Genomic DNA, 20048 nt, shown 5'->3' with positions numbered 1-20048 from the left:
TCCGGGATCGGCGCCGAAGGGTCGGGCCTGCCGGCCCGACCCCTTTATCGCGCGATCAGGCCTTGGCGACCAGCGTCGGCTGCATGGCGCCCGAGACGTTCGGGAGCACGGCCAGCGAGGACTTGTAGACGATCGGCTGCACGTACTGGAGCAGCGGGATCACATAGCCCTGCTCGGCGATGTACTTGTCCACTTCGCGCCAGCCGGCGATGCGCTTTTCCTCGTCCTGCTCGGTCATGAGCGGGATCATCTTGGCGTCCAGGTCTTCCGTCTTCCAGGCCGAGTTCGGCGAGGGGCCGAACATGGAATGGCCGGTCGAGGTCAGCGGGTCCGCGATGGCATTGCCCCAGTTGTAGAAGGCGGCGGGAGCCAACTGGTGGGCGGCGCGCAGTTCGTAGTGCTTGGCGATCTCGTAGACTTCGATCTCGGCCTCGATGCCCACCTTGCGCCACATCCCCACGATCGCCTGGATCATCTCGTAATCCTTGGGCTTGAAACCGCGGGTGGTCTGAATGGTGAACTTGACCGGATTGTCGGTCGAGAAACCGCTGTCGGCCAGGAGCTTCTTGGAAAGCTCGGGGTCGTAGGCGAGCTTGATGGTCGGGTCGAACGCCAGGTATTCGGGCGTCTGCAGCGTGTCGAGCGGCACGCCGTAGCCGCGCAGCAGACGGTCCACGATCGCCTGCTTGTCGATGGCGTGGATTGCCGCCAGGCGCACGTTCTTGTCCAGCATCGGATCGATGTTGGTGATGAAGATCATACCCACGTCCGAGATCGGGGTGGCGACACCGGCCAGACCCGGCTTCTCCTTGAGGCGGTCGAAATCCTCGTAGGAAATGTCGAGCGTGAGGTCGGACGAGCCGCTCTCAATTTCGGCGACGCGGCTGGTGGCGTCGGTCACGAACTTGAAGACGACGGTTTCGAAGACCGGCTTGATGCCCCAGTAGTTCGGGTTGCGCTTGAGGCGCAGGAAGGCATTGGCCTCGTACTGGTCGACCATGTAGGGGCCGGTGCCGACGGGCTTGCGGTTGAATTCCTCGGCGCCGACCTTTTCGTAATAGGCCTTGGGCATGACGTAGCCGGTCAGGAACGCCATCCACTTGAAGAAGGTCGGTTCGTAGACCGGCATGTCCGCGGTGATGCGGTTGCCGTCGATGGTGAGGTTCTTGATCGAGGCCCAGACGAACGAGACCGGGTTGCCGGTCGCCGGATCGGCGGCGCGCTCGATCGACCACTTGACGTCTTCGGGCGTGAAGGGCGAGCCGTCATGCCAGGTGGCATTCTCGCGCACGTCCATGAAGACCTTGGTATTGTCCTCGTTCCAGCCCCAGGCGGTGAGCAGGCCCGGCTCGAACTCCAGGTTCGGGCGCTGGCCGATATACTGGTCGAAGACCGAGCGGTAGATGGCCTGCACGGTCGGGTTGACGGCCGAAGCGCCGGTCGTCGGGTCGAAGCCCGGCAGGTTGACGTTGAAGGCAATGGTGAGCGTGTCGCTGTCCTGCGCGAAGGCCGGCATCTGGCCGGCCAGGATCGCGCCGATCACGCCCGCGGCGCTCCCCGCCAAAAAGTTACGACGTGAGATAGTCATGTAGTTCCCTCTCTTTGCGCTTTTCGATTCCCCGGATCCCGGAACGCGCTACCCCGGATATTTTATACTTAAACATATCCTTGCTCATGCATCTAGATGATATTTTAGGGCTGAAGCTTTCGGTGGAAATGTGCCGGCGCGCGCCCGGCCGCCGCCCGCGCGTTTGCTGCTAAGTGCGGCACCTTGCTTAACAAAGGCGCAAGTTACCCTAGGCAATCCAGAGTTTGAGAGTCGTCTATTCGCCATCTTGAGGTTGCACTTCCACGCCCTAATCCCTAAGTCGCAGATTGACTCCGCGCTGCGATTGGATAACTATGCAAATGCATAAATCTACCGGCCGAGGGAAAATCCGGTAGCTTTGACATTGCTTAGAGGGGAGACGTCAGCCATGGCTGAGCGGTCGTTTGCGCGTGAAGTCGAGGACTTGAAGCTCAGCGAAGGCGAATTGTTTCGCGGCGAGGGCATCCTCGCCATCACCAAGGCGCTGCTGCAATCTGGCGTTGCCTATGTCGGCGGCTACCAGGGCTCGCCGATCTCGCACCTGATGGACGTCCTCTCCGACGCCAAGCCCGTGCTCGACGATCTGGGCGTTCACTTTGAATCCTCGGCCTCGGAGGCCGCCGCCGCCGCCATGCTTTCGGCCTCGGTGATGTATCCGCTGCGCGGCGCTGTCACCTGGAAGTCCACCGCCGGCACCAATGTCGCCTCGGACGCACTCACCAATCTCGCCTCCTCGGGCGTCGTCGGCGGCGCGCTCATCATCCTTGGGGAGGATTACGGCGAGGGCTCATCCATTCCCCAGGAGCGCTCGCACGCCTTCGCGATGAAGTCGCAGATGTGGCTGCTCGACCCGCGCCCCAACCTCGAATCCATCGTCAAGTCCGTCGAGGACGGGTTTGAGCTTTCCGAAGCCTCCAACACCCCGGTCATGCTCCAGGTCCGCATCCGCGCCTGCCATGTCCACGGCCAGTTCGTCGCCAAGGACAACCAGAAGCCGAAACACACCATCAAGGAAGCGCTCGAGAATCCGGTGCGCGAGCTCGACCGCATCGTGCTGCCGCCGCAATCGATCACCATTCACGACCGCGACAAGATCGAGAAGCGCTGGCCCGCCGCGCTGCAGTTCATCAAGGACAGGAAGCTCAACGAGCACTTCGGCCCCGAGGAAGGCCCGGTGGGCATTATCCTGCAGGGCGGCATGTACAACAGCGTCATCCGTGGCCTGCAACTGCTCGGCCTTGCCGATTCCTACGGCAATTCGGCCATCCCGCTTTACGTCCTCAACGTCACCTACCCGCTCGTCGATGACGAGGTGGTGGCCTTCTGCGCCGGCAAGCAGGCCGTGCTCATGGTCGAGGAAGGGCACCCGGAATATCTCGAGCAGGCCGTCGCCACGGCTCTGCGCCGCCGGGATATCCAGACCGTCCTCGCCGGCAAGGGCACCCTGCCGATCCGCGGCGACTACACCGCCGCCGTCCTCATGAAGGGCGTCGAGAAGTTCCTGGGCGAACATGCCCCGCAATATCTGGGCAACCGCCCGCCCCTGCCGAGCGCCGACGCCGTCCTTGCCGACCCCAAGGTCAAGGCGTTGGCCGATGTCGTGCCCGCCCGCCCCGCCGGCTTCTGCACCGGGTGCCCCGAGCGCCCGATCTTCGCCGCCATGAAGCTGGTCGAGCAGGAACTGGGCGAGCACCATGTCTCGGCCGATATCGGTTGCCACCTCTTCTCGATCCTGCCGCCTTTCAATATCGGCGGCTCCACCATGGGCTACGGCCTCGGGCCCGCCTCGGCCTCCGCCTTCAACGTCGACGCCGAAAAGCGCTCCATCGCGGTGATGGGCGATGGCGGCTTCTGGCACAACGGCCTTTCGACTTCCGTGGGCAACGCCGTCTACAACAAGCACAACGGCGTCATCATGGTGGTGGACAATTACTATTCCTCCGCCACCGGCGGGCAGGACATCCTGTCCTCGCGCGCCCTCAATCCGCTGCGCTCGACCAACAATTCCATCACCAAGGCCGTCAAGGGCATCGGCGCCAAATGGGTGCGCCAGATCGACCGCACCTACGATGTCGGCAAGATGCGCGACACCTTGAAGGAAGCGCTGACCTCGGACGAGGAAGGCCCCAAGATCATCGTCGCTTCCTCCGAGTGCATGCTCAACAAGCAGCGCCGCGAAAAGCCGCTCTTCTCCAAGGGCGTCAAGGACGGCAAGCGCATGGTGCGCGAACGCTTCGGGGTGGACGAGGATACCTGCACGGGCGACCACGCCTGCATTCGCCTCTCGGGCTGCCCTTCGCTTTCGCTCAAGCACACCAACGACCCGCTGCGCGACGATCCGATCGTGGCCATCGACAATTCCTGCGTCGGCTGCGGCAATTGCGGGGAGGTCTCCGAGGCCGCTGTGCTCTGCCCCTCCTTCTACCGGGCGGACATCATCTACAACCCCTCCAAGACCGATCTCTTCATGGCGCGCGTCCGCAATGCCGTGATCGGCTTCTTCCAGCGCCGCCGTCAGGCGCGCCGCATCGCTTTCGCGTGATCGACATGGCCAGCACCCTTTCCGCACCCGCCTTCGACAAGCCCATCTCCATCGCCATTCTCGCCATGGGCGGACAGGGCGGCGGCGTGCTTGCCGACTGGATCGTCGCCATGGCCGAACAGCAGGGCTGGATCGCCCAGTCGACCTCGGTCCCCGGCGTCGCCCAGCGCACCGGCGCCACCATCTATTACGTCGAAATGCTGGCCCCCAAGGACGGCAAGTTGCCCGTCCTTTCGCTCATGCCGACTCCCGGCGACGTCGACATCGTCCTCGCCGCCGAGTTCATGGAAGCCGGGCGCTCGATGCTGCGCGGCATCGTCACCCCCGACAAGACCACGCTCATCGCCTCCACCCACCGCTCCTACGCCGTGGGCGAAAAGGAGATGCCGGGCGACGGCACCGCCGACCCGCAACTGGTTGTCGAAGCCTTCGGCGTCGCTGCAAAGCGGACCATCGTCTTCGACATGCAGACGCTCGCCGAAAAGAACGGCTCGGTGATTTCCTCCGCCATGTTCGGCGCCCTTGCCGGCTCGGGCACCCTGCCCTTCGGCCGCGAGGCCTTCGAAGGCGCCATCAAGGCCGGTGGCAAGGGCATCGAAGCGAGCCTGCGCGCCTTCGGCGCCGCTCTCGACCGCGCCACCGAGGGCAAGCCCGACAAGGTTGCCAAGAAGCCCGAAAAGGATCTGCCCGAGCCGCCGCGTTCGGTCGGCCAGCCCCAGCTCGACGCTCTCCTCGGCCGCATCCATTCCGAGTTCCCCGCTGCGCTCGGCCCCATGCTCTTCGCCGGCATCAAGAAGCTCGTCGATTTCCAGGACGTGCGCTACGCCAACGAATATCTCGACCGCGCCCGCGACCTGCTGGCGCTCGACCGCAAGGCCAATGGCGAGGCCCACGGCCTAGCCTTCAGCCAGGAAGTCGCCAAATACCTGGCCAATGCCATGGCCTATGACGACGTCGTCCGCGTCGCCGACCTCAAGACCCGCGCCTCGCGTTTCGAGCGCGTGCGCAAGGAAGTCGGCGCCGGCAAGGACCAGTTGGTCTACACCACCGAATACATGCATCCGCGCATGGAGGAAGTGTGCGGCACCATGCCCGCCGCGCTCGGCCAGTTCATCGAGGACCGCAAGGGCCTCTACGCCTTCATGGACCGCTTCGTGAACAAGGGCCGGCGCGTGCGCACGGGCACTGTGTTCTGGTTCGCCGGCCTCTACATGGTTTCCGCCCTCAAGCCCATGCGCCGCACCATGCTGCGCCACAAGCGCGAAATGGCCCATGTCGCCGCCTGGCTCGACACCGCCACCCGCCTGCTGCCGGTCAACTACGACCTGGCCACCTCGGTCATCGGCACCCGCCGCCTCATCAAGGGCTATTCGGACACCCATAGCCGCGGCGAAGCCAAGTTCGACCGCGTGCTGAGCGCCGTGCCCATGCTCGAGGCGCGCGAAGACGGCGGCGCCTGGCTCAAGCGCCTGGTCCAGGCCGCGCTTCACGATGAAAAGGGCAAAGCGCTGGATGGGGCGCTGGCGACGATCCGGAGTTTTGCGAACTAGATTGGTTGGGGCGTGCCGTGTCCTCTCCCCGCAAGGGAGAGGGAAGCTGCCGGCACGATAGTCCGACATCGCCCACATTTTGGTAGGAATTGGGATTGCAGCGTCAGGGGTGGCACTCGAATCCAGCGCCGCCTACTTCCCCTCCCCGCCTCGCCCTCCTGGCGTAGGCGCGGAAATTCCGTGCTTGTCCATATTGCGCAGTACCTTGTGGAGCGTGGTGACGAAGGCGTCGTATTCCTCTGCGCTCACGTCTTCGAACAACTGCGAAAACATCCCGAAGAGCGTGGGCCAGAACGCCTGGAACGCCGTACGCCCTTCCTCAGTGATGTGGATCTCGCGCACCCGCATGTCGTCGGGCCGCGATTGCCGGCGCACATAGCCCTGCTCCTCGAGCGAATCCAGCGTGCGGCTCATCGTCGATTGCTCGACCACGGCCAGGTAGGAAAGCTCGTTGACCGTGAGCCCCGCCGCGATGGTCAGGAGCGACAGCGCCCGCATCTTGGCCGTCGTCATGTCGTGCGGCTTGAGCACTTCCTGCAGGTTCGCATTGTAGCTGGCCGACAGGCGATTGATCAGATGCGGCGCGAAGCGGGAAAGGCCGATCTCGCCCAGGCTCGGCAGACGGTTATTGTCCGAGGCCTCGCGGGACGTTCCCAGGAAATACTTGTCGGTCACACTTGCCTCCACGTGTCGGAGATGGAGTGGCGCTAGCTTAGCGCCTTGCCCAGCAGGAAGCCCGATCCACCCCCCAGGCCCGGACCCGGATGGCTGGACGCCCCGATATGGTAGAGGCCGGGGACATGGGTAGTGTGGTTGACCGAGCTCTTCAAGGGTCGCCAGATGAAGAACTGGTCTATGCCGCAATAGCCGCCATAGGGGTCGCCACCGACCAGGTTGACGTTCATGGCCTCAAGGTCTGCCGGCGAATAGACCTTCCGCCTGATCACCGCCTCGTCGAAATTCTCGATATGGCTGCGCAGGATCGCCTCGACGCGGTCGGCGAATTTCTCGCGCACGTCTTCGCTCCATCGCCCGTCGGCGGGCGCTGCGATCTCCCCGGCAGCGTCGCCCTTGATGAAGCGCGGTGCCTCGGGCAGCTGCAGCCAGAGGATGGCCTTGCCTTCCGGGGCCCGCGAGGGGTCGAGCGCAGTCGGCTGGCCCACGCAGATCGTGGGCACTTCCGGCAGCATGCCGCGCTCGGCCTCGTTGGCTGCCTTGGAGACGCCATCCAGACCAAGCGTCAAATGGATGAGCGCCGTCTTCTCCAGCCCCGGGCTGCGCCATTTCGGCGGCGCCTTGAGGGCGTAGTGGATCTGCATGTCGCCCTTGCCGTAGCGGTAATTGGCGACGCCCTCGCTGACCGCGGCCGGCAGCTTCTCGCCGCCCAGCAGGCGCTCGTAGAGCTGGTTCGGCGTCACCGAGGCGATGACCCCGCGCCGCGCCGTCAAGAGGTCGCCATCGGCCAGCCGTACGCCCATGGCGCGACCGGCATCGTCCAGCACGATCCGCTCGACATCGGCGCCGGTTCGGATCGAGCCGCCCTGCTCGCCGATCAGCGCCTCGAAGGCCTTGACCGCGTTGCGCGCCCCACCCTTGACGATCGGCGCCCCGGCGGCCTCCATGGCGAAGCCGATGACCTTGAGCATTTCGCCCGAATAGGAATTGTCGGGGTTAAGTCCGCAATGGAGCACCCAGGGCGCGAAGAGCCCGCGCATTTCCTCGGACTTGTAGCGCGTCTCGAGATAGGGCCGCGCCGACACCAGCGCCTCCCCGAAAAAGGCGGCGAGCCCGCGCAGGCCGCGCTTCATCGCCTGCCTGCCGACCACCTTGATCATGTCGAGCGACCACAGCCGTCCGCCCAGCAGGCCGAAGACGAAATCGGCATTCTCGCCGAACCGTCCCATTTCTCGGGCGAAGGCCGGACCATCCTCGGGATGGGCCTTCGAGAACGCTTCCACGTTCCTGGCGCGGTCGCGCGACAGCACGAGGCTGCGCCCGTCCGGGAACAGCACGCCGGTGGGATCGTCGCTATTGGCGAATTCGAGGCCGTGCCGGGCCAGGTCCGCGCCCAGCACGCCGAAGGCCGGCGAGGTGGTGAACAGCACGAAAGTCGTGGCCATCACGTCGTGGATGAAGCCCGGCTCGGTAATTTCCTCGGTGCGGATGCAGCCGCCGGCCACATCGTTCCGTTCGAGCAGAAGGACCTTGCGGCCCTTCTTGCCCAGCATTGCAGCGGCGACGAGGGCATTGATGCCGCTCCCCACGATGATGTAGTCGGCGTCGGCCATCCCTCGTCCCCCCTAAGTCAGTCCGCTCAGGCGCGCGGCGCCAGAGCGAAGGCGCGGACCGGGCTGCCGGTGCCGCCGACGATCTTGAGCGGCGCAACGACCAGCAGCGCGCCGGTGGCCGGCAGCTTGTCGAGGTTGATGAGGCTGGCCAAGCCATAGCCGCCCGCGCCCAGCATCAGCGAGTGTGCCGGGAACGGCGGGTTGAGCGTGGCGGCATTGCCCCAGTCGGTGCCCACGCATTCGCTGCCCCAGCCCAGCACTTCCTTGGAAACCAGGTATTCGATGCAGTCCACGCTCGGGCCGGGCGTGTGCGAGCCGTTCTCGTCGGCATTGAGGAAAGTCTCGGTCGAGCCGTTCCGGTGGTACCAGTCCGAGCGCATCAGCACCCAGCTGCCCTTCTTGATCTCGCCGTGCTTGGCTTCCCAGGCCCTCACCATGTCGGCGGTCAGCAGGAAGTCGGCATCCTTGGCAACTTCCGCGTGGCAATCGATGACCACGACCGGCGCGACGAACGTCTGCGGCTCCAGGGTATCGGTGGTGTTGTTGGGGACGTCCTTGCCCGAAACCCAGTGGATCGGCGCGTCGAAATGGGTGCCCGTATGCTCGCCAAGCTCCATCCAGCCCCAGGCCCACCACGGGCCGTTGCTGTCATACTTGGAGATCTCGTGCATCTTGAAGCTGGGGGTGTTCTTGGCGAAATCCGGCGGCAGGTAGAGCACCGGCGTATTGGGGCCGAGCGGCGCCGTCAGGTCGACGATCTGGACGTCGCCGGAGGCGAGGGCGGTGGCGACGGAAGCCAATGCCTGGATGGCAGTCATGTACAAATTCTCCTTCAGGTCCCTGTTGAGGCCCGAGGGCCTCCCTTTAGCCCAACGCTAGAACACTCTCATGCATGTGCAAATATGCGTTCCAGCCGCGTTGCGGTTAAGTGCACGATACTTTAGGTTCAAAATATCGCAAGATGCATATTTATTGATTGCGGGCGAAATCGCTGCGGGGAGCAGCGCGGATGCCCGCATCCTGGGGCATTTCGGAGGGAAATTTGTCGTACGATGCCATCGTGGTAGGCGCCGGTCACAACGGCCTGGCGGCCGCCGTTCATCTGGCCAGCAAGGGCTGGAAAGTCGCCGTGGTCGAACGCGCCAATTCTGCCGGCGGCGCGGTCCGGACCGAGGAAGTCACGCTTCCCGGCTACCGCCACGACCTCTTCGCCATGAACCTTTCCATGTTCGCCGGCTCGGCCTTCTTCGCCGCCCACAAGGAAGGCCTCCTCCGCCACGGCCTCGACTTCGTCCCGGTCTCCGACAGCTTCGCCTCGGCCTTTCCGGACGGCAAATGGCTGGGCGTCAGCACCGACCTTGACGCCACCACCGCCCGCATCGAGGCCTTCTCGAAGGCCGACGCCGCCCAATGGCGCAGGATGGCGCAGGCCTTCCCCGAGGAAGCCGCCTATATCGGCGGCGTCATGGGCACGCCCATGCCCTCGTTCGAGGTCGTGCAATTGCTCGTCAAGGCCTTGCGCAAGAAGGGCTATGCCTGGGTGCGCGACATGGTCAAGCTCCTGATCTCCTCGCCACGCGCTTATCTCGACGCCAATTTCGAAAGCCAGCAGGTGCGCGCGCTGATGGCGGCCTGGGGCCTCCATCTCGATTTCGGCCCCGACATCGCCGGCGGGGCGGTATTCCCCTATCTCGAATCCATGGCCAACCAGAATTTCGGCATGGTCATCGGCAAGGGCGGCGCCGACACCATCATCAAGGCCATGTCGGCCTACCTCACCGCCCTGGGCGGAGAGATCCATTTCGGCCGCGCCGTCACCCGGATCGTCGAGGAAAGCGGCCGCGCCAGCGCCGTCGAACTCGATGACGGCAGCCGCCTAACGGCTAGCCGCGCCGTCATCGCCAACGTCCACCCGCAAATCCTCGCCAACAAGCTTCTCGGCCAGTCGGCGGGCGCGACAACGCTCTCCAGCGCCGTGCGGAATTTCCGCCCGGGTCCCGGCACCATGATGCTGCACCTGGCGCTCTCGGACCTGCCGGACTGGACGGCCAGCCCCGAGCTCCGGCGCTTCGCCTACGTACACCTCGCCCCCGACTATCAGATGATGTCACGCGCCTACCAGCAGGCGACCTCGGGCCTCCTGCCCTCCGAGCCCGCGCTCGTTGTCGGCCAGCCCACGGCGCTCGACCCTTCGCGCGCGCCCGCCGGCAAGCATGTGCTCTGGGTACAGGCGCGCGTCGTGCCCTATGACATCAAGGGCGACGCGGAAGGCGTCATCACGGCGCGCGACTGGGACAGCGCCAAGGAGGCCTATGCCGAGCGCATCCTCTCGATCATCGAGCGCTACGCCCCGGGCCTGCGCGGCAAGATCGAGGGCACCCACATACTCTCCCCGCTCGACCTCGAACGCGCCAATCCCAACCTCGTCCACGGCGACAGCCTGTCGGGCAGCCACCACCTCGACCAGAATTTCCTCTTCCGCCCGGCCGGCGGCTGGTCGCGCCACAAGACCCCGGTTCGCAACCTCTACATGGTCGGCGCCTCGACCTGGCCCGGCGCCGGCACCGGAGCCGGCTCGGGCTTCATGCTCGGCAAGGCCCTGGCCGGCAAGTAGGCGGGTAGCGCGAAAGTCTCGGCGCATTTGAGCGGAAGACGCCCCGCTCAAATGTCGGCCCCCTGGTGGTTCGAGGGAAGTTGTCGGCAAAGGCCGTTCCGTCCTCGTAAATTAGTTGACTTTAATAATCATAATTTGTAGCTGTGCGAGACCAAGGAAGTTTCGCGCCGGCCATGCACCGGGTTGATTGCTCGTCAGTCAACCCATTGACGGCGCATGGAAAAATGGACGCGGGCGAATGGCGCCACTCAAGCTGCTCACTGGCACGGTGCTCAACCGGCAAATGGTCACGCCCGGCATGGTGCGGATCACCCTTGGTGGCCAAGGTCTCAAGAACCTGGTTTCTACCGGGGTTGGCGACGAATACATCCGGCTCTTCTTCCCCGACAGCGACACCGGCGACGTCGTTCTTCCCGAGATCGACGAGAAGGGGCACTGGAAGTACCCCGAGGGCAAGACGCCGGCTCATTGCGAATGCTACACCATCCGCAAGGCCCGGCCCGGCGAGATCGATCTCGACTTTGTGGTTCACGACCATGGCCAGGCCAGCGCATGGGCGCAGTCGGCCAAAATTGGCGACACCATCGTCATCCGCGAACCGCACCCCATCTATGACGCGCCCGCCGATATGAACTGGCTGCTGCTCGCCTGCGACGCCACGGGGCTCCCTGCCGTTGGCCGACTGGTCGAGCAACTGGCCCCGCATGTGGAGGTCAGCGTCATTGCCGAAGTGCCCGATGCCAGCCACGAGCAGCGTTTCGAGACCCGGGCAAACCTCAAGGTCATCTGGCTCCATGGAGCCGGCAATGGCGTCGGACCGACACAAATACCCGAAGCGGTGCGCGCGGTGGCCGTTCCTGCCGACAAATCCGTCTATGTCTGGGTGGCCGCCGAGATGAAGGCGGTGCGGGCCGTGCGCAAATACCTGCGCCACGAACTCAGTTGGCCCTCGGCGCGATATTCCGCCACCGGCTACTGGACCGACAAGCGCACCGACTGGAACGCGCGCTGGGAAGCGCTCGACCCGGCCGTCAAGAAGAAGATCGACGCGCTCTGGGGCTCCGGGCGCGATGGCGAGGAAGTGACCGACGAAGTCGAGGCAACACTCGAGAAGTTCGGCCTGTGACCAGCCTCGCCGCAGCGCGACGCGATGATGGGACGAGGCCTTCCGGCCTTGCCGAGAGCAACGGCAGGCGTTTCGCCCTCCTCATCGTCGTCATCGTCGCGCTCGCTCTCGTTTGCCTCACCAGCATTGCCGTGGGCTCGCGCAACATCCCTTTCCCGACCGTTCTCGAGGCGCTGTTTTCCTATGCGGGCAGCGACGACCACGCCATCATCATGACGCTGCGCGTGCCGCGCACACTGCTCGGACTGTCGGTCGGCGCAGCGCTCGGGCTTTCGGGAGCCCTGATCCAGGCCCTGACGCGCAATCCACTGGCGGACCCGGGCATTCTCGGCGTCAATGCCGGCGCGACCTTCGCCGTTTCGCTGGGTGTCGGCATCTTCGGGATTGCGACCATCCAGTCCTATATCTGGTTCGCCTTTGCCGGAGCGCTTGGCGCCACGGTACTCGTCTACGCCATCGGTTCGGTCGGCCGAGGCGCGGCGACGCCGGCGCGGCTGACCCTTTCCGGCATCGCCATCGGCGCCGTGCTTACCGGCATCTCGTCGGGTTTCGCGATCCTGGACCCGGCGACCTTCGACCGCATGCGCTTCTGGGCTGCCGGTTCGCTGGTGACGCCCAGGCTCGATAACCTTACCGTCTCGCTGCCCTTCATGCTGGCCGGCGGCCTGCTGGCGCTCCTGGTGGCCCGTCCGCTCAACGCCATCGCGCTTGGCGACGACCTGGCGGCATCGCTGGGCACCAGCATCCTGCGCACCCGCGCCATCGTCGTGGTCGCCGTGACGCTCCTCGCCGGTTCCGCCACGGCGGCGGCTGGCCCGATCACCTTCGTCGGCCTCATGATCTCGCATGTGGCACGCTGGATCGTGGGTCCCGACCAGCGCTGGATCATCCTCTTTACGCTTGTCCTTGCCCCCATCCTGCTGCTCTGTGCCGACATCGTCGGCCGTGTGGTCATGCCACCGGGAGAGCTCCAGGTCGGGATCGTCACCGCATTCATCGGCGCCCCGGTGCTGATCATCCTGGCCCGTCGCGGCGGGGCGAGCGGCCTATGACGACGCCTGCGAGCACCACCATGTTATTCGGGCGTCCGTTCGGCATCGTGCGCCTCCTGGACGGACGCATCACCCAACGGCTGGATCTGCAGGCGCTCGTCGTAACGCTCGCGCTTGTGACCATGGCGTTGGCGGTGAGCCTCTTTGCCCTGGCCAGCGGCGAGTTCGCGGTGCCGGTCGGCGAGGTCATCGGCGCTCTCTTCGGCCAGGCCTCCCCCAAGGCGCACATGGTGGTGGTCGAGTGGCGCCTGCCCCGGGCCGCTCTCGCACTGCTTCTGGGGGCTGCGCTGGGTGTTTCCGGCGCCATCTTCCAGTCGCTTACCCGCAATCCACTGGGCAGCCCCGACATCATCGGCTTCAACGCCGGCTCATACACGGGCGCCCTCATTGTCATCACGCTCCTCGGCGGCAGCTTCTATGCCGTTGCCGGAGGCGCGCTGGTCGGAGGGCTCCTGACTGCGATCGTGGTCTACGGGCTTTCCTGGCGGAGCGGCGTGCAGGGTTTTCGTCTCATCGTCGTCGGCATCGGCGTCAGCGCCATGCTCACCTCGCTCAACACCTGGCTGATGCTGCGGGCCGATCTCAAGGTCGCCATGATGGCGTCAATCTGGGGTTCGGGCTCGCTCAACGGGCTAGGACTCGATCGGCTGCTGCAAGCGAGCATCGTGCTCGCGCTGGTAATGCCCTTCGTGCTCCTGCTTTCCCGCCCCATGCGCCAGCTCGAACTGGGCGACGACGCCTCCCGCGCACACGGCGTCAGCGTGGAGCGTACGCGACTAGGGCTCATGATGGTGGGCGTAGCGCTCACCGCCATCGCCACCGGCATTGCCGGCCCCATCGCCTTTGTCGCGCTCGCCGCTCCGCAGATCGCGCGGCGCCTCGCCGGTTCGGCCGGCGTTGCGCTCCTGCCGGCCGCGGCGATGGGCGCGTTGCTTCTTGCCGCTTCCGACGTCCTCGCCCAACGCGCCTTCGCTCCGAGCCAGCTCCCCGTGGGTATCGTCACCGTGTGCCTGGGCGGCCTCTACTTTGCCTGGCTCCTCATGCGCGAGGCCAGGCGCCAGCCATGATGAACAAGATCAAGCCAGCACCATCCAGGCCATCCCCCGCACGCATCGAGGCGCGCGCCGCGACTATCGGCTATGACCGGCGCCTTATCGCCGAGAACCTGAGCGTCGCCATTCCCGATGGCTCGTTCACCGTCATCGTGGGCCCCAATGCCTGCGGTAAGTCGACACTGCTGCGCGCCCTCTCGCGCCTGCTGCGCCCGGCATCGGGCGAAGTCCTTCTCGACGGCCGCTCGATACAGTCCTATCCGGCCAGGGATGTTGCCCGCAAACTTGGCCTTCTGCCGCAAACCTCGCTGGCGCCTGACGGGATCACGGTAGCCGACCTCGTCGCCCGCGGCCGCTATCCGCACCAGAAGTTCCTCCAGCAATGGTCGAAGGACGACGAAGCGGCGGTGATCGGCGCGATGGAGGCCACCAAGGTCACCGACCTGTCGGGGCGTCTTGTGGACGAGCTTTCGGGCGGCCAGCGCCAGCGGGTCTGGGTGGCGATGGTCCTCGCCCAGGAAACGCCGCTCCTGCTGCTCGACGAGCCGACCACCTTCCTCGACATCGCCCACCAGATCGAACTGCTCGAACTGCTCAGGCGTCTCAACCGCGATGAAGGCAAAACCATCGTCGCGGTGCTTCACGACCTCAACCAGGCCTGTCGCTATGCCACCCACCTCATCGCCATGCGCGAGGGCCGCGTGATGGCCGAAGGCCAACCCACCGGCATCGTCACCGCGGAACTGGTGGAGGCCGTTTTCGGCCTGCCCTGCCTCGTAATCGAAGACCCGATCTCGCACACCCCGCTCGTGGTTCCGCGCGGCGCGGGCGAGGTCCATGCCATCGCAGAGAAAGCGTAATGACACCCAAAGGCCTCGTTGCCGCGGCATTCGCGGCACTCGTGCTGGCGATCGCCCCTCCCGCGTCCGCCCAGCAATTTCCGGTTACCGTTCCGCACCTTTATGGCGATACGGTCATCCAGGCTCCGCCCAGGCGGATCATTACCCTCGGCCTGAACGACCAGGACTTCGTCTATGCCCTCGGGCTGGCGCTGGTCGGCGTCACCGAATGGTGGGGCAAGCAGCCCTACGCCACCTGGCCCTGGGCCGAAGACGAACGCGCCGCGCTCAAGGCCGAGCCGGCCGTCGGCCCGCGCGAACTCAACATCGAGTGGGTGCTGGCGCAGAATCCTGACCTGATCGTCGCGATCTTCACCGACATCAGCGAAGAGAACTACCGCAAGCTCTCCCAGATCGCCCCGGTCGTCCTCCAGCCCAAGGAATTTCCGCTCTGGGGCACCCCGTGGCAGGAACAGCTCCGCCAGATCGACCGGGCAACTTCGGGCGGCACCGCCAAGGCCGAAGACATCATCGCCAGCCTTGAAGCCAAGACCGCCGCCGTCGCGACCCGGCACCCCGAATTCGCCGGCAAGTCGGCCACGATGGCCGCGTTCCGCGAAGGCCAGATCGCACTCTGGAGCGCAGACCTGCCTACGTCGCGTTTCCTCACCAGCCTCGGCTTCACCTTCCCGGCCGAACTCGACGCCCTCGCGGACGATGCGGGCTGGGTCTATCTCAGCCTCGAGCAGGCCAGGATGATCGATCTCGACGTGGTCATCTGGCCGGAGGGCAAGCGCGCCGAAATCGAGGCGCTGCCCGTCTACCAGGGCCTGCGCCTCGCCCGGGAGGGTCGCTCGGTCTGGCCGGATCCCGATGGCCCGCTGGCCGCGGCTCTCTGGTTCCAGACCCCGCTTTCCATCGACTACGTCGTCGACCAGTTCGCCCCGATGCTCGCGGCGGCCCTCGATGGCGACCCGGACACCACGGCTCAATAACGACTCTCTTGAACGGAGCGAAAACATGCTGACCCGCCGCGCCTTTGGCGCATTCGCATTGGCCCTCGTGGCCCTGCTGCCTCTCGCCGCCCAGGCGCAGGAGGGCGCCTTTCCGGTGACCCTCGAGCACGTCTACGGCAAGACCGTGATCGAAAAGAAACCCGAGCGGATCGTGACCATCGGCTGGACCACCCAGGACGCCGTGCTGGCGCTGGGCGAGGTGCCGGTGGCAATCCCCGAGCAGAAGTGGGGCGGCAACGCCAATGGCGTCCTGCCCTGGACAGCCGATGCCATCGCGGCCAGCGGCAAGGCGGCCCCCAGGATCATCAATTTCGACACCGAAGTCCCCTATGAGGATGTGCTCGCCGTCGCGCCCGACCTCATCCTCGCGCCCTATAGCGGCATCACCCAGGAGCAGTACGATCGGCTCTCGGCCATCGCGCCGACGGTCGCCTATGCTGATAAACCCTGGGCCGGCAGCTGGCAGGAGATCACCCGCGTCGCCGGCCGGGCCCTGGGCAAGCCGGCTCAGGCCGAAACCCTCATCGCTTCCATCGACGAAAGGCTCGCCGCAGCGGCCGCCGCCCATCCCGAGTTTGCGGGCAAGTCCTTCACCTTCGGCGCGCTTTGGGTCGGCGGGGCGGGTATGAACGTCTATTCCACCGCCGATCCGCGCGTGGTGATGGTGACCCAGCTCGGCCTCAAGCCCTCGCCGGGCGTCGCGGCCCTGCCGACCGACAGCTACTACACCACCGTGAGCTACGAGCAGCTCGACACTCTCGATGCCGATGTCCTCATCTCGCTCGATGAAGGCGACGAGGCGTCCGACGCGCTCTATGCCAACGAACTGGTGCAGCGCTTCAAGCCCGTGGCCGAGGGCCGCATGCTGCGCCTCAAGGACAAGAGCTTCGTCATGGCCACCTCGGCTCCCTCGCCTCTGAGCATCCCCTGGATGTTGGACCGCTTCGTGCCCGAACTGGCGGCGGTCATGCAGAAGTAATCATACGGGCAGTAGGGGCAGCGAAAGCTGCCCCTTCCTGTTTCGGCGCGGGAGCCCGACGGCCGAAATATCAGGCCGCCCGTTCCACGATCTTCCAGTAGGAATCCTTGCCGATTACCTTGCCGTCGCGAAACGCGTAGAAGTCGCAGCCATGGACCTCGGTCCTGGTGCCATCGCGGGCCGTGCCGGTGAGGGTCCATTTGGAAATTCCGGTTTCGGCCGCTTCGTCCACGAAATGCACGTCATCGCCGTAATGGACGTCAGGCAGTCCTTCGAAGCGCGTGGCCAGCGCCTGCCGAACATCGTGCTTGCCCTGGAAACGAGACCCCCAGGGATCCTTTCCCCGAGGCATCTCGAGGACGCAATCCTCGGCAAAGAACGCCATGATGCGATCGAGATCGTGTTTATTGAAGGCTTCGCAGAGCTCCTTGAGCGTCAGACGAATATCCATGTGTCCCTCCACTCAGGTCGGACACCTGAGTATAGGGCATCTGACGGCAGGGAGTACGGAAAAGGCGAGCCGCGTGCTCAGGCCAGTCGGTCGATCGTGGTGTGCAGGAGCTCCAGTACTGCCTCGACGCGGGCATTGCGCGATCGCTGTGGCGAGAGCAGAGCATGGACGGAGAGTGGCGCTAACTGCCACCGGGGCAGGACCCGAACCAGCGTCCCGGCATCCACCGCCCTCGTGACTTCGCCGGATGGGCGCAGCCCGATCCCGAAGCCGCCGTAGCCCGCATCAGCCTGAGCGCGCACGTCGCCGCACTCAAAGCGCCCCGACACAGGAGCCTCCACGACTGCGCCGCCAGGACCGACAAGGCGCCGGACCGTTTTGGGGGCGGCGCAGCAGGCCTCGAATGCACTCGTGCGCGCCTAGTTCCTCGGGACGGCCTCGACGCCGGACATTTCCTGCAGGAGGACTGCGCCGGGGACGTCGCGGAGAAGATATTGCGCTTCATGTCCACGCGCGACGCGACCTGAACCAGTCGCCGCTGCACAGGAGCCCAAAGGCTGGACGACTGCGGGCCACTGCGGTCGTCCAAACGCATGGCCGTTCTACCCGGGTTTCGGATGCAAGTGCCGCGCTTGAGCGGCGGCAAACCGTCAGCAAGCCACGATCGAAACCGGCCATGATCCACATCTACGGACCCCAAGGACCAGCTCTCGAAAGCCGTTTAATGAAGAGGATTCCGCCCAGGCAATCGTGCCCGTTTTTGCGGAAGAAATGGCGCGCCCGAGCGGCGCAACTTTGAACTTTTCGCCGACTGAAACGGCGGAACTGTTCGAGGTGCTAGCCACCTGGAACACCACCTTGGAGCGTCACCAGTCGCTCACCAAAGGTGGCCCATGTCCAACCCCATAGCAAGAACGAGGCTACTTTCGGTCCGGCTAACGCCTGCTGAGCATAGTGCATTGGTGGCACGAGCGGGCAGCAAGACGGTGTCGGCCTACGTGAAACACGTCCTGTTCGAGGGGGCGGATGCATCCGCAACTGCCGGTACAGGGCTGGCCATTGCCGACCGCAAGATGCTCTCACACCTGCTGGCGACCCTGGGAGCGAGCCGGCTCGCGCCAAACCTCGACCGACTGGCGGGCGAGGCCGAGAGCGGCAACCTGCTGGCCGACGGGGAGACCACATACCGGCTACGTCAGGCATGTGATGATGTCAGGGAGATGCGGAACGAGCTGATGCTCGGGCTCGGGACAGGAGCGGTGGCGCCGAAGCACCGGTCAGAGGAGGAAATCCTCTCTGGCCTGTTCAATTCGCTGAACAGCACCTGGGTGCAAGAAAGGTGATCCTCAAGGGCAAGGAGCGAAGCGGCTCGGTCCAACTTGGGCAGTACCTTCAGGCCGCTGGCGAGAATGAGCATGTGGAAGTGGCCGAACTGCGCGGGTTCGCTTCCCACAACCTGACAGAAGCGATGGCGGAAATTGCTGCCATCGCGAAGGGCACCCGTTGCGAGAAGTACCTCTTCACGCTGATCGTAAGCCCGCCGAAGGATCAGACCGCGACGATTGACGACTTCATGTCGGCGATCGACAAAGCGGGAGAACGCCTTGGTCTAGGCGCTCAGCCGCGTGCCGTAGCCTTTCATGATAAGAACGGCCATCGGCACGCGCATGTGGTGTGGTCACGCATCGACGCCCGCCAGCTGAAGGCAATTCCTGTGTCGTTCTACAAGCGCAAGCTCGTGGAACTGTCGAAGGAACTCTACCTCGAACATGGTTGGGAGCTTCCCGAAGGCCACAAGGCGAAGGGCAAGAGCAATCCGCTCAATTTCGATCATGTCGAGGCCCAGCAGGCAAAGCGGTTAGGTATCGATCCGCGGGACATCAAGAGGCTGTTCCAAGACGCATGGAGCGGGTCAGTCGATCTGGCCAGCTTTAGTCATGCTATGTCCGAGATCGGATTCACCCTCGCCAAGGGCGACCGGCGCGGATTTGTTGCAGTCGATATCCACGGCAAACCGTTCTCGGTTTCTCGCTTCACCGGTGTGAAACCTAAGGACCTGCAAGCGCGACTTGGTCGCGCCGACAGGCTTCCCACTCTTGAAGACATTCGTTGGGCCCGTGTGGCGCGGGCAGCGGACGCGAGTCCAAGCCACAGAGACTCCGTACGTGCGGCTGTGAGGGGCACGTTTGAAGTCTCGGACGACCTGAATGCCTTTCGTCGCAAGATAGAAGAACGTGGCTTCTCGCTGGCAATGCATCCACGTGGTGGCCTTGTTGCTGTGACCCGCGAAGGCACTCACTACGGCGTCGACAACCTGCTGGGAATGAGGCGGGATTATTCACTCGGGCATTTCGGGCGCGGCTTGGACAGCCTGCCCGGCGTCAACGACGCGGTGGGAAAGTTGAGAGGCGAGGTCAAGGCTGCTGCGGCGGTGGCGTTGCAGCCCGGCATCGCGGCTGCGCAACGGGCCATGGAGCCTGCCGCCGAGTGGGCGGACAAGCAGATGCGCAGGAGGCACCGAAGGGAGCTGGCGCAGATGCGGTGGGACCACCGTCGTATCGTGCGAGCACAGCGCACGGAGCGTCTCCAGCTGACCAATACTCACAGGCAGCAGAGGTCCACATCCAACAGGGCGCGGGTGATGAGGCTCAAGGACTGGCAGCAAGGTGCGCTCCTGCACCTCACCAACCAGATGCCGTTCATTCGCGAGCAGAACGCCAACGAGTCCTGGGACGAGTACATGCGGTTCCGCCGCAAGGTCCAGCGGCAACTGGACATTCAGCTCGAAGAGCTTCGCGCACTCAATAACGCCATCGAGAAAACGCGCGCGCGCCAGATGGCAGAGCGCATGACGCTGATGCGGCGCGCCGCGACCCTCGAAGCGCTGAAAGAAGATCGCGGTCGTAACGCCCGCGAAAACAGACCTCACCAACTGGCACTGGAGCTCTAAG

Annotated in this window: 17 protein-coding genes; 11 read left to right on the top strand and 6 right to left on the bottom strand. The window is 65.0% G+C overall.

The window, feature by feature from the left end; all coding sequences use genetic code 11:
- Nucleotides 1-55: 55 nt before the first annotated feature.
- Nucleotides 56-1588, bottom strand: a complete 1533-nt coding sequence (locus FNA67_RS03005; RefSeq protein ID WP_147655030.1) for an ABC transporter substrate-binding protein — start codon at nt 1586-1588, stop codon at nt 56-58.
- Between the two features lie 388 nt (nt 1589-1976).
- Between FNA67_RS03005 and FNA67_RS03000 the strand changes: the two genes are divergently transcribed.
- Both FNA67_RS03000 and FNA67_RS02995 read left to right on the top strand, forming a co-directional pair.
- Entirely contained in the window at nt 1977-4130 is a 2154-nt protein-coding gene (locus FNA67_RS03000) for an indolepyruvate ferredoxin oxidoreductase subunit alpha (protein ID WP_147655029.1), read from the top strand.
- Nucleotides 4131-4135: 5 nt separating this feature from the next.
- A complete protein-coding gene (locus FNA67_RS02995; RefSeq protein ID WP_147655028.1) occupies nt 4136-5680 on the top strand; it encodes an indolepyruvate oxidoreductase subunit beta family protein in 1545 nt (514 codons plus the stop codon).
- A 132-nt stretch (nt 5681-5812) separates the two neighbouring features.
- On the opposite strand, the gene FNA67_RS02990 is transcribed toward FNA67_RS02995, so the two are convergent.
- The 3 genes from FNA67_RS02990 to FNA67_RS02980 are packed head-to-tail and all read right to left on the bottom strand — an operon-like array spanning nt 5813 to nt 8786.
- Entirely contained in the window at nt 5813-6355 is a 543-nt protein-coding gene (locus tag FNA67_RS02990; protein ID WP_049707643.1) for a MarR family winged helix-turn-helix transcriptional regulator, read from the bottom strand.
- 32 nt (nt 6356-6387) lie between these two features.
- Nucleotides 6388-7968: a phytoene desaturase family protein gene (locus FNA67_RS02985; RefSeq protein ID WP_147655027.1), complete on the bottom strand. Its 1581-nt coding sequence runs from the start codon at nt 7966-7968 to the stop codon at nt 6388-6390.
- 26 nt (nt 7969-7994) lie between these two features.
- Entirely contained in the window at nt 7995-8786 is a 792-nt protein-coding gene (locus tag FNA67_RS02980; protein WP_147655026.1) for a cyclase family protein, read from the bottom strand.
- Nucleotides 8787-8977: 191 nt separating this feature from the next.
- On the opposite strand from FNA67_RS02980, the gene FNA67_RS02975 reads away from it, so the two are divergent.
- The 7 genes from FNA67_RS02975 to FNA67_RS02945 all read left to right on the top strand — a co-directional run bounded on the left by FNA67_RS02975 (nt 8978) and on the right by FNA67_RS02945 (nt 16646).
- Entirely contained in the window at nt 8978-10582 is a 1605-nt protein-coding gene (locus FNA67_RS02975) for a phytoene desaturase family protein (protein WP_147655025.1), read from the top strand.
- Nucleotides 10583-10820: 238 nt separating this feature from the next.
- Nucleotides 10821-11708: a siderophore-interacting protein gene (locus FNA67_RS02970; RefSeq protein WP_147655023.1), complete on the top strand. Its 888-nt coding sequence runs from the start codon at nt 10821-10823 to the stop codon at nt 11706-11708.
- Nucleotides 11705-12760, top strand: coding sequence for an iron chelate uptake ABC transporter family permease subunit (locus tag FNA67_RS02965; RefSeq protein ID WP_174851667.1), 1056 nt, complete (start codon nt 11705-11707; stop codon nt 12758-12760). The genes FNA67_RS02970 and FNA67_RS02965 overlap by 4 nt, the downstream gene beginning before the upstream one ends.
- Nucleotides 12757-13827 (top strand): FecCD family ABC transporter permease, encoded by a 1071-nt coding sequence (locus FNA67_RS02960; protein ID WP_147655021.1) that lies wholly within the window; start codon nt 12757-12759, stop codon nt 13825-13827. Before FNA67_RS02965 ends, FNA67_RS02960 begins: the two co-directional genes overlap by 4 nt.
- Nucleotides 13824-14672, top strand: coding sequence for an ABC transporter ATP-binding protein (locus tag FNA67_RS02955; RefSeq protein ID WP_147655019.1), 849 nt, complete (start codon nt 13824-13826; stop codon nt 14670-14672). The genes FNA67_RS02960 and FNA67_RS02955 overlap by 4 nt, the downstream gene beginning before the upstream one ends.
- On the top strand, nt 14672-15646 hold the full coding sequence (locus FNA67_RS02950) for an ABC transporter substrate-binding protein (RefSeq protein ID WP_147655017.1): 975 nt from the start codon (nt 14672-14674) through the stop codon (nt 15644-15646). The genes FNA67_RS02955 and FNA67_RS02950 overlap by 1 nt, the downstream gene beginning before the upstream one ends.
- 25 nt (nt 15647-15671) lie before the next feature.
- On the top strand, nt 15672-16646 hold the full coding sequence (locus tag FNA67_RS02945; RefSeq protein ID WP_170267192.1) for an iron-siderophore ABC transporter substrate-binding protein: 975 nt from the start codon (nt 15672-15674) through the stop codon (nt 16644-16646).
- Nucleotides 16647-16716: 70 nt separating this feature from the next.
- Here FNA67_RS02945 and FNA67_RS02940 read toward each other — a convergent pair whose 3' ends face one another.
- Nucleotides 16717-17097 (bottom strand): nuclear transport factor 2 family protein, encoded by a 381-nt coding sequence (locus FNA67_RS02940; protein WP_147655013.1) that lies wholly within the window; start codon nt 17095-17097, stop codon nt 16717-16719.
- Nucleotides 17098-17174: 77 nt separating this feature from the next.
- Nucleotides 17175-17426, bottom strand: coding sequence for a LysR substrate-binding domain-containing protein (locus FNA67_RS22450; RefSeq protein WP_170267191.1), 252 nt, complete (start codon nt 17424-17426; stop codon nt 17175-17177).
- A 633-nt stretch (nt 17427-18059) separates the two neighbouring features.
- Between FNA67_RS22450 and FNA67_RS02930 the strand changes: the two genes are divergently transcribed.
- A complete protein-coding gene (locus tag FNA67_RS02930) occupies nt 18060-18440 on the top strand; it encodes a hypothetical protein (RefSeq protein ID WP_147655010.1) in 381 nt (126 codons plus the stop codon).
- The gene (locus tag FNA67_RS02925) at nt 18437-20047 is read left to right on the top strand and encodes a relaxase/mobilization nuclease domain-containing protein (protein ID WP_147655008.1); all 1611 of its coding nucleotides are present in this window, start codon (nt 18437-18439) and stop codon (nt 20045-20047) included. Before FNA67_RS02930 ends, FNA67_RS02925 begins: the two co-directional genes overlap by 4 nt.
- The last annotated feature ends 1 nt before the right edge of the window (nt 20048 follow it).

It is taken from the genome of Youhaiella tibetensis, assembly GCF_008000755.1.
GTDB classification, from domain to species: domain Bacteria; phylum Pseudomonadota; class Alphaproteobacteria; order Rhizobiales; family Devosiaceae; genus Paradevosia; species Paradevosia tibetensis.
The sequence above is the reverse complement of the archived record's forward strand: the minus strand, read 5'-3'. Positions and strand labels throughout refer to the sequence as shown.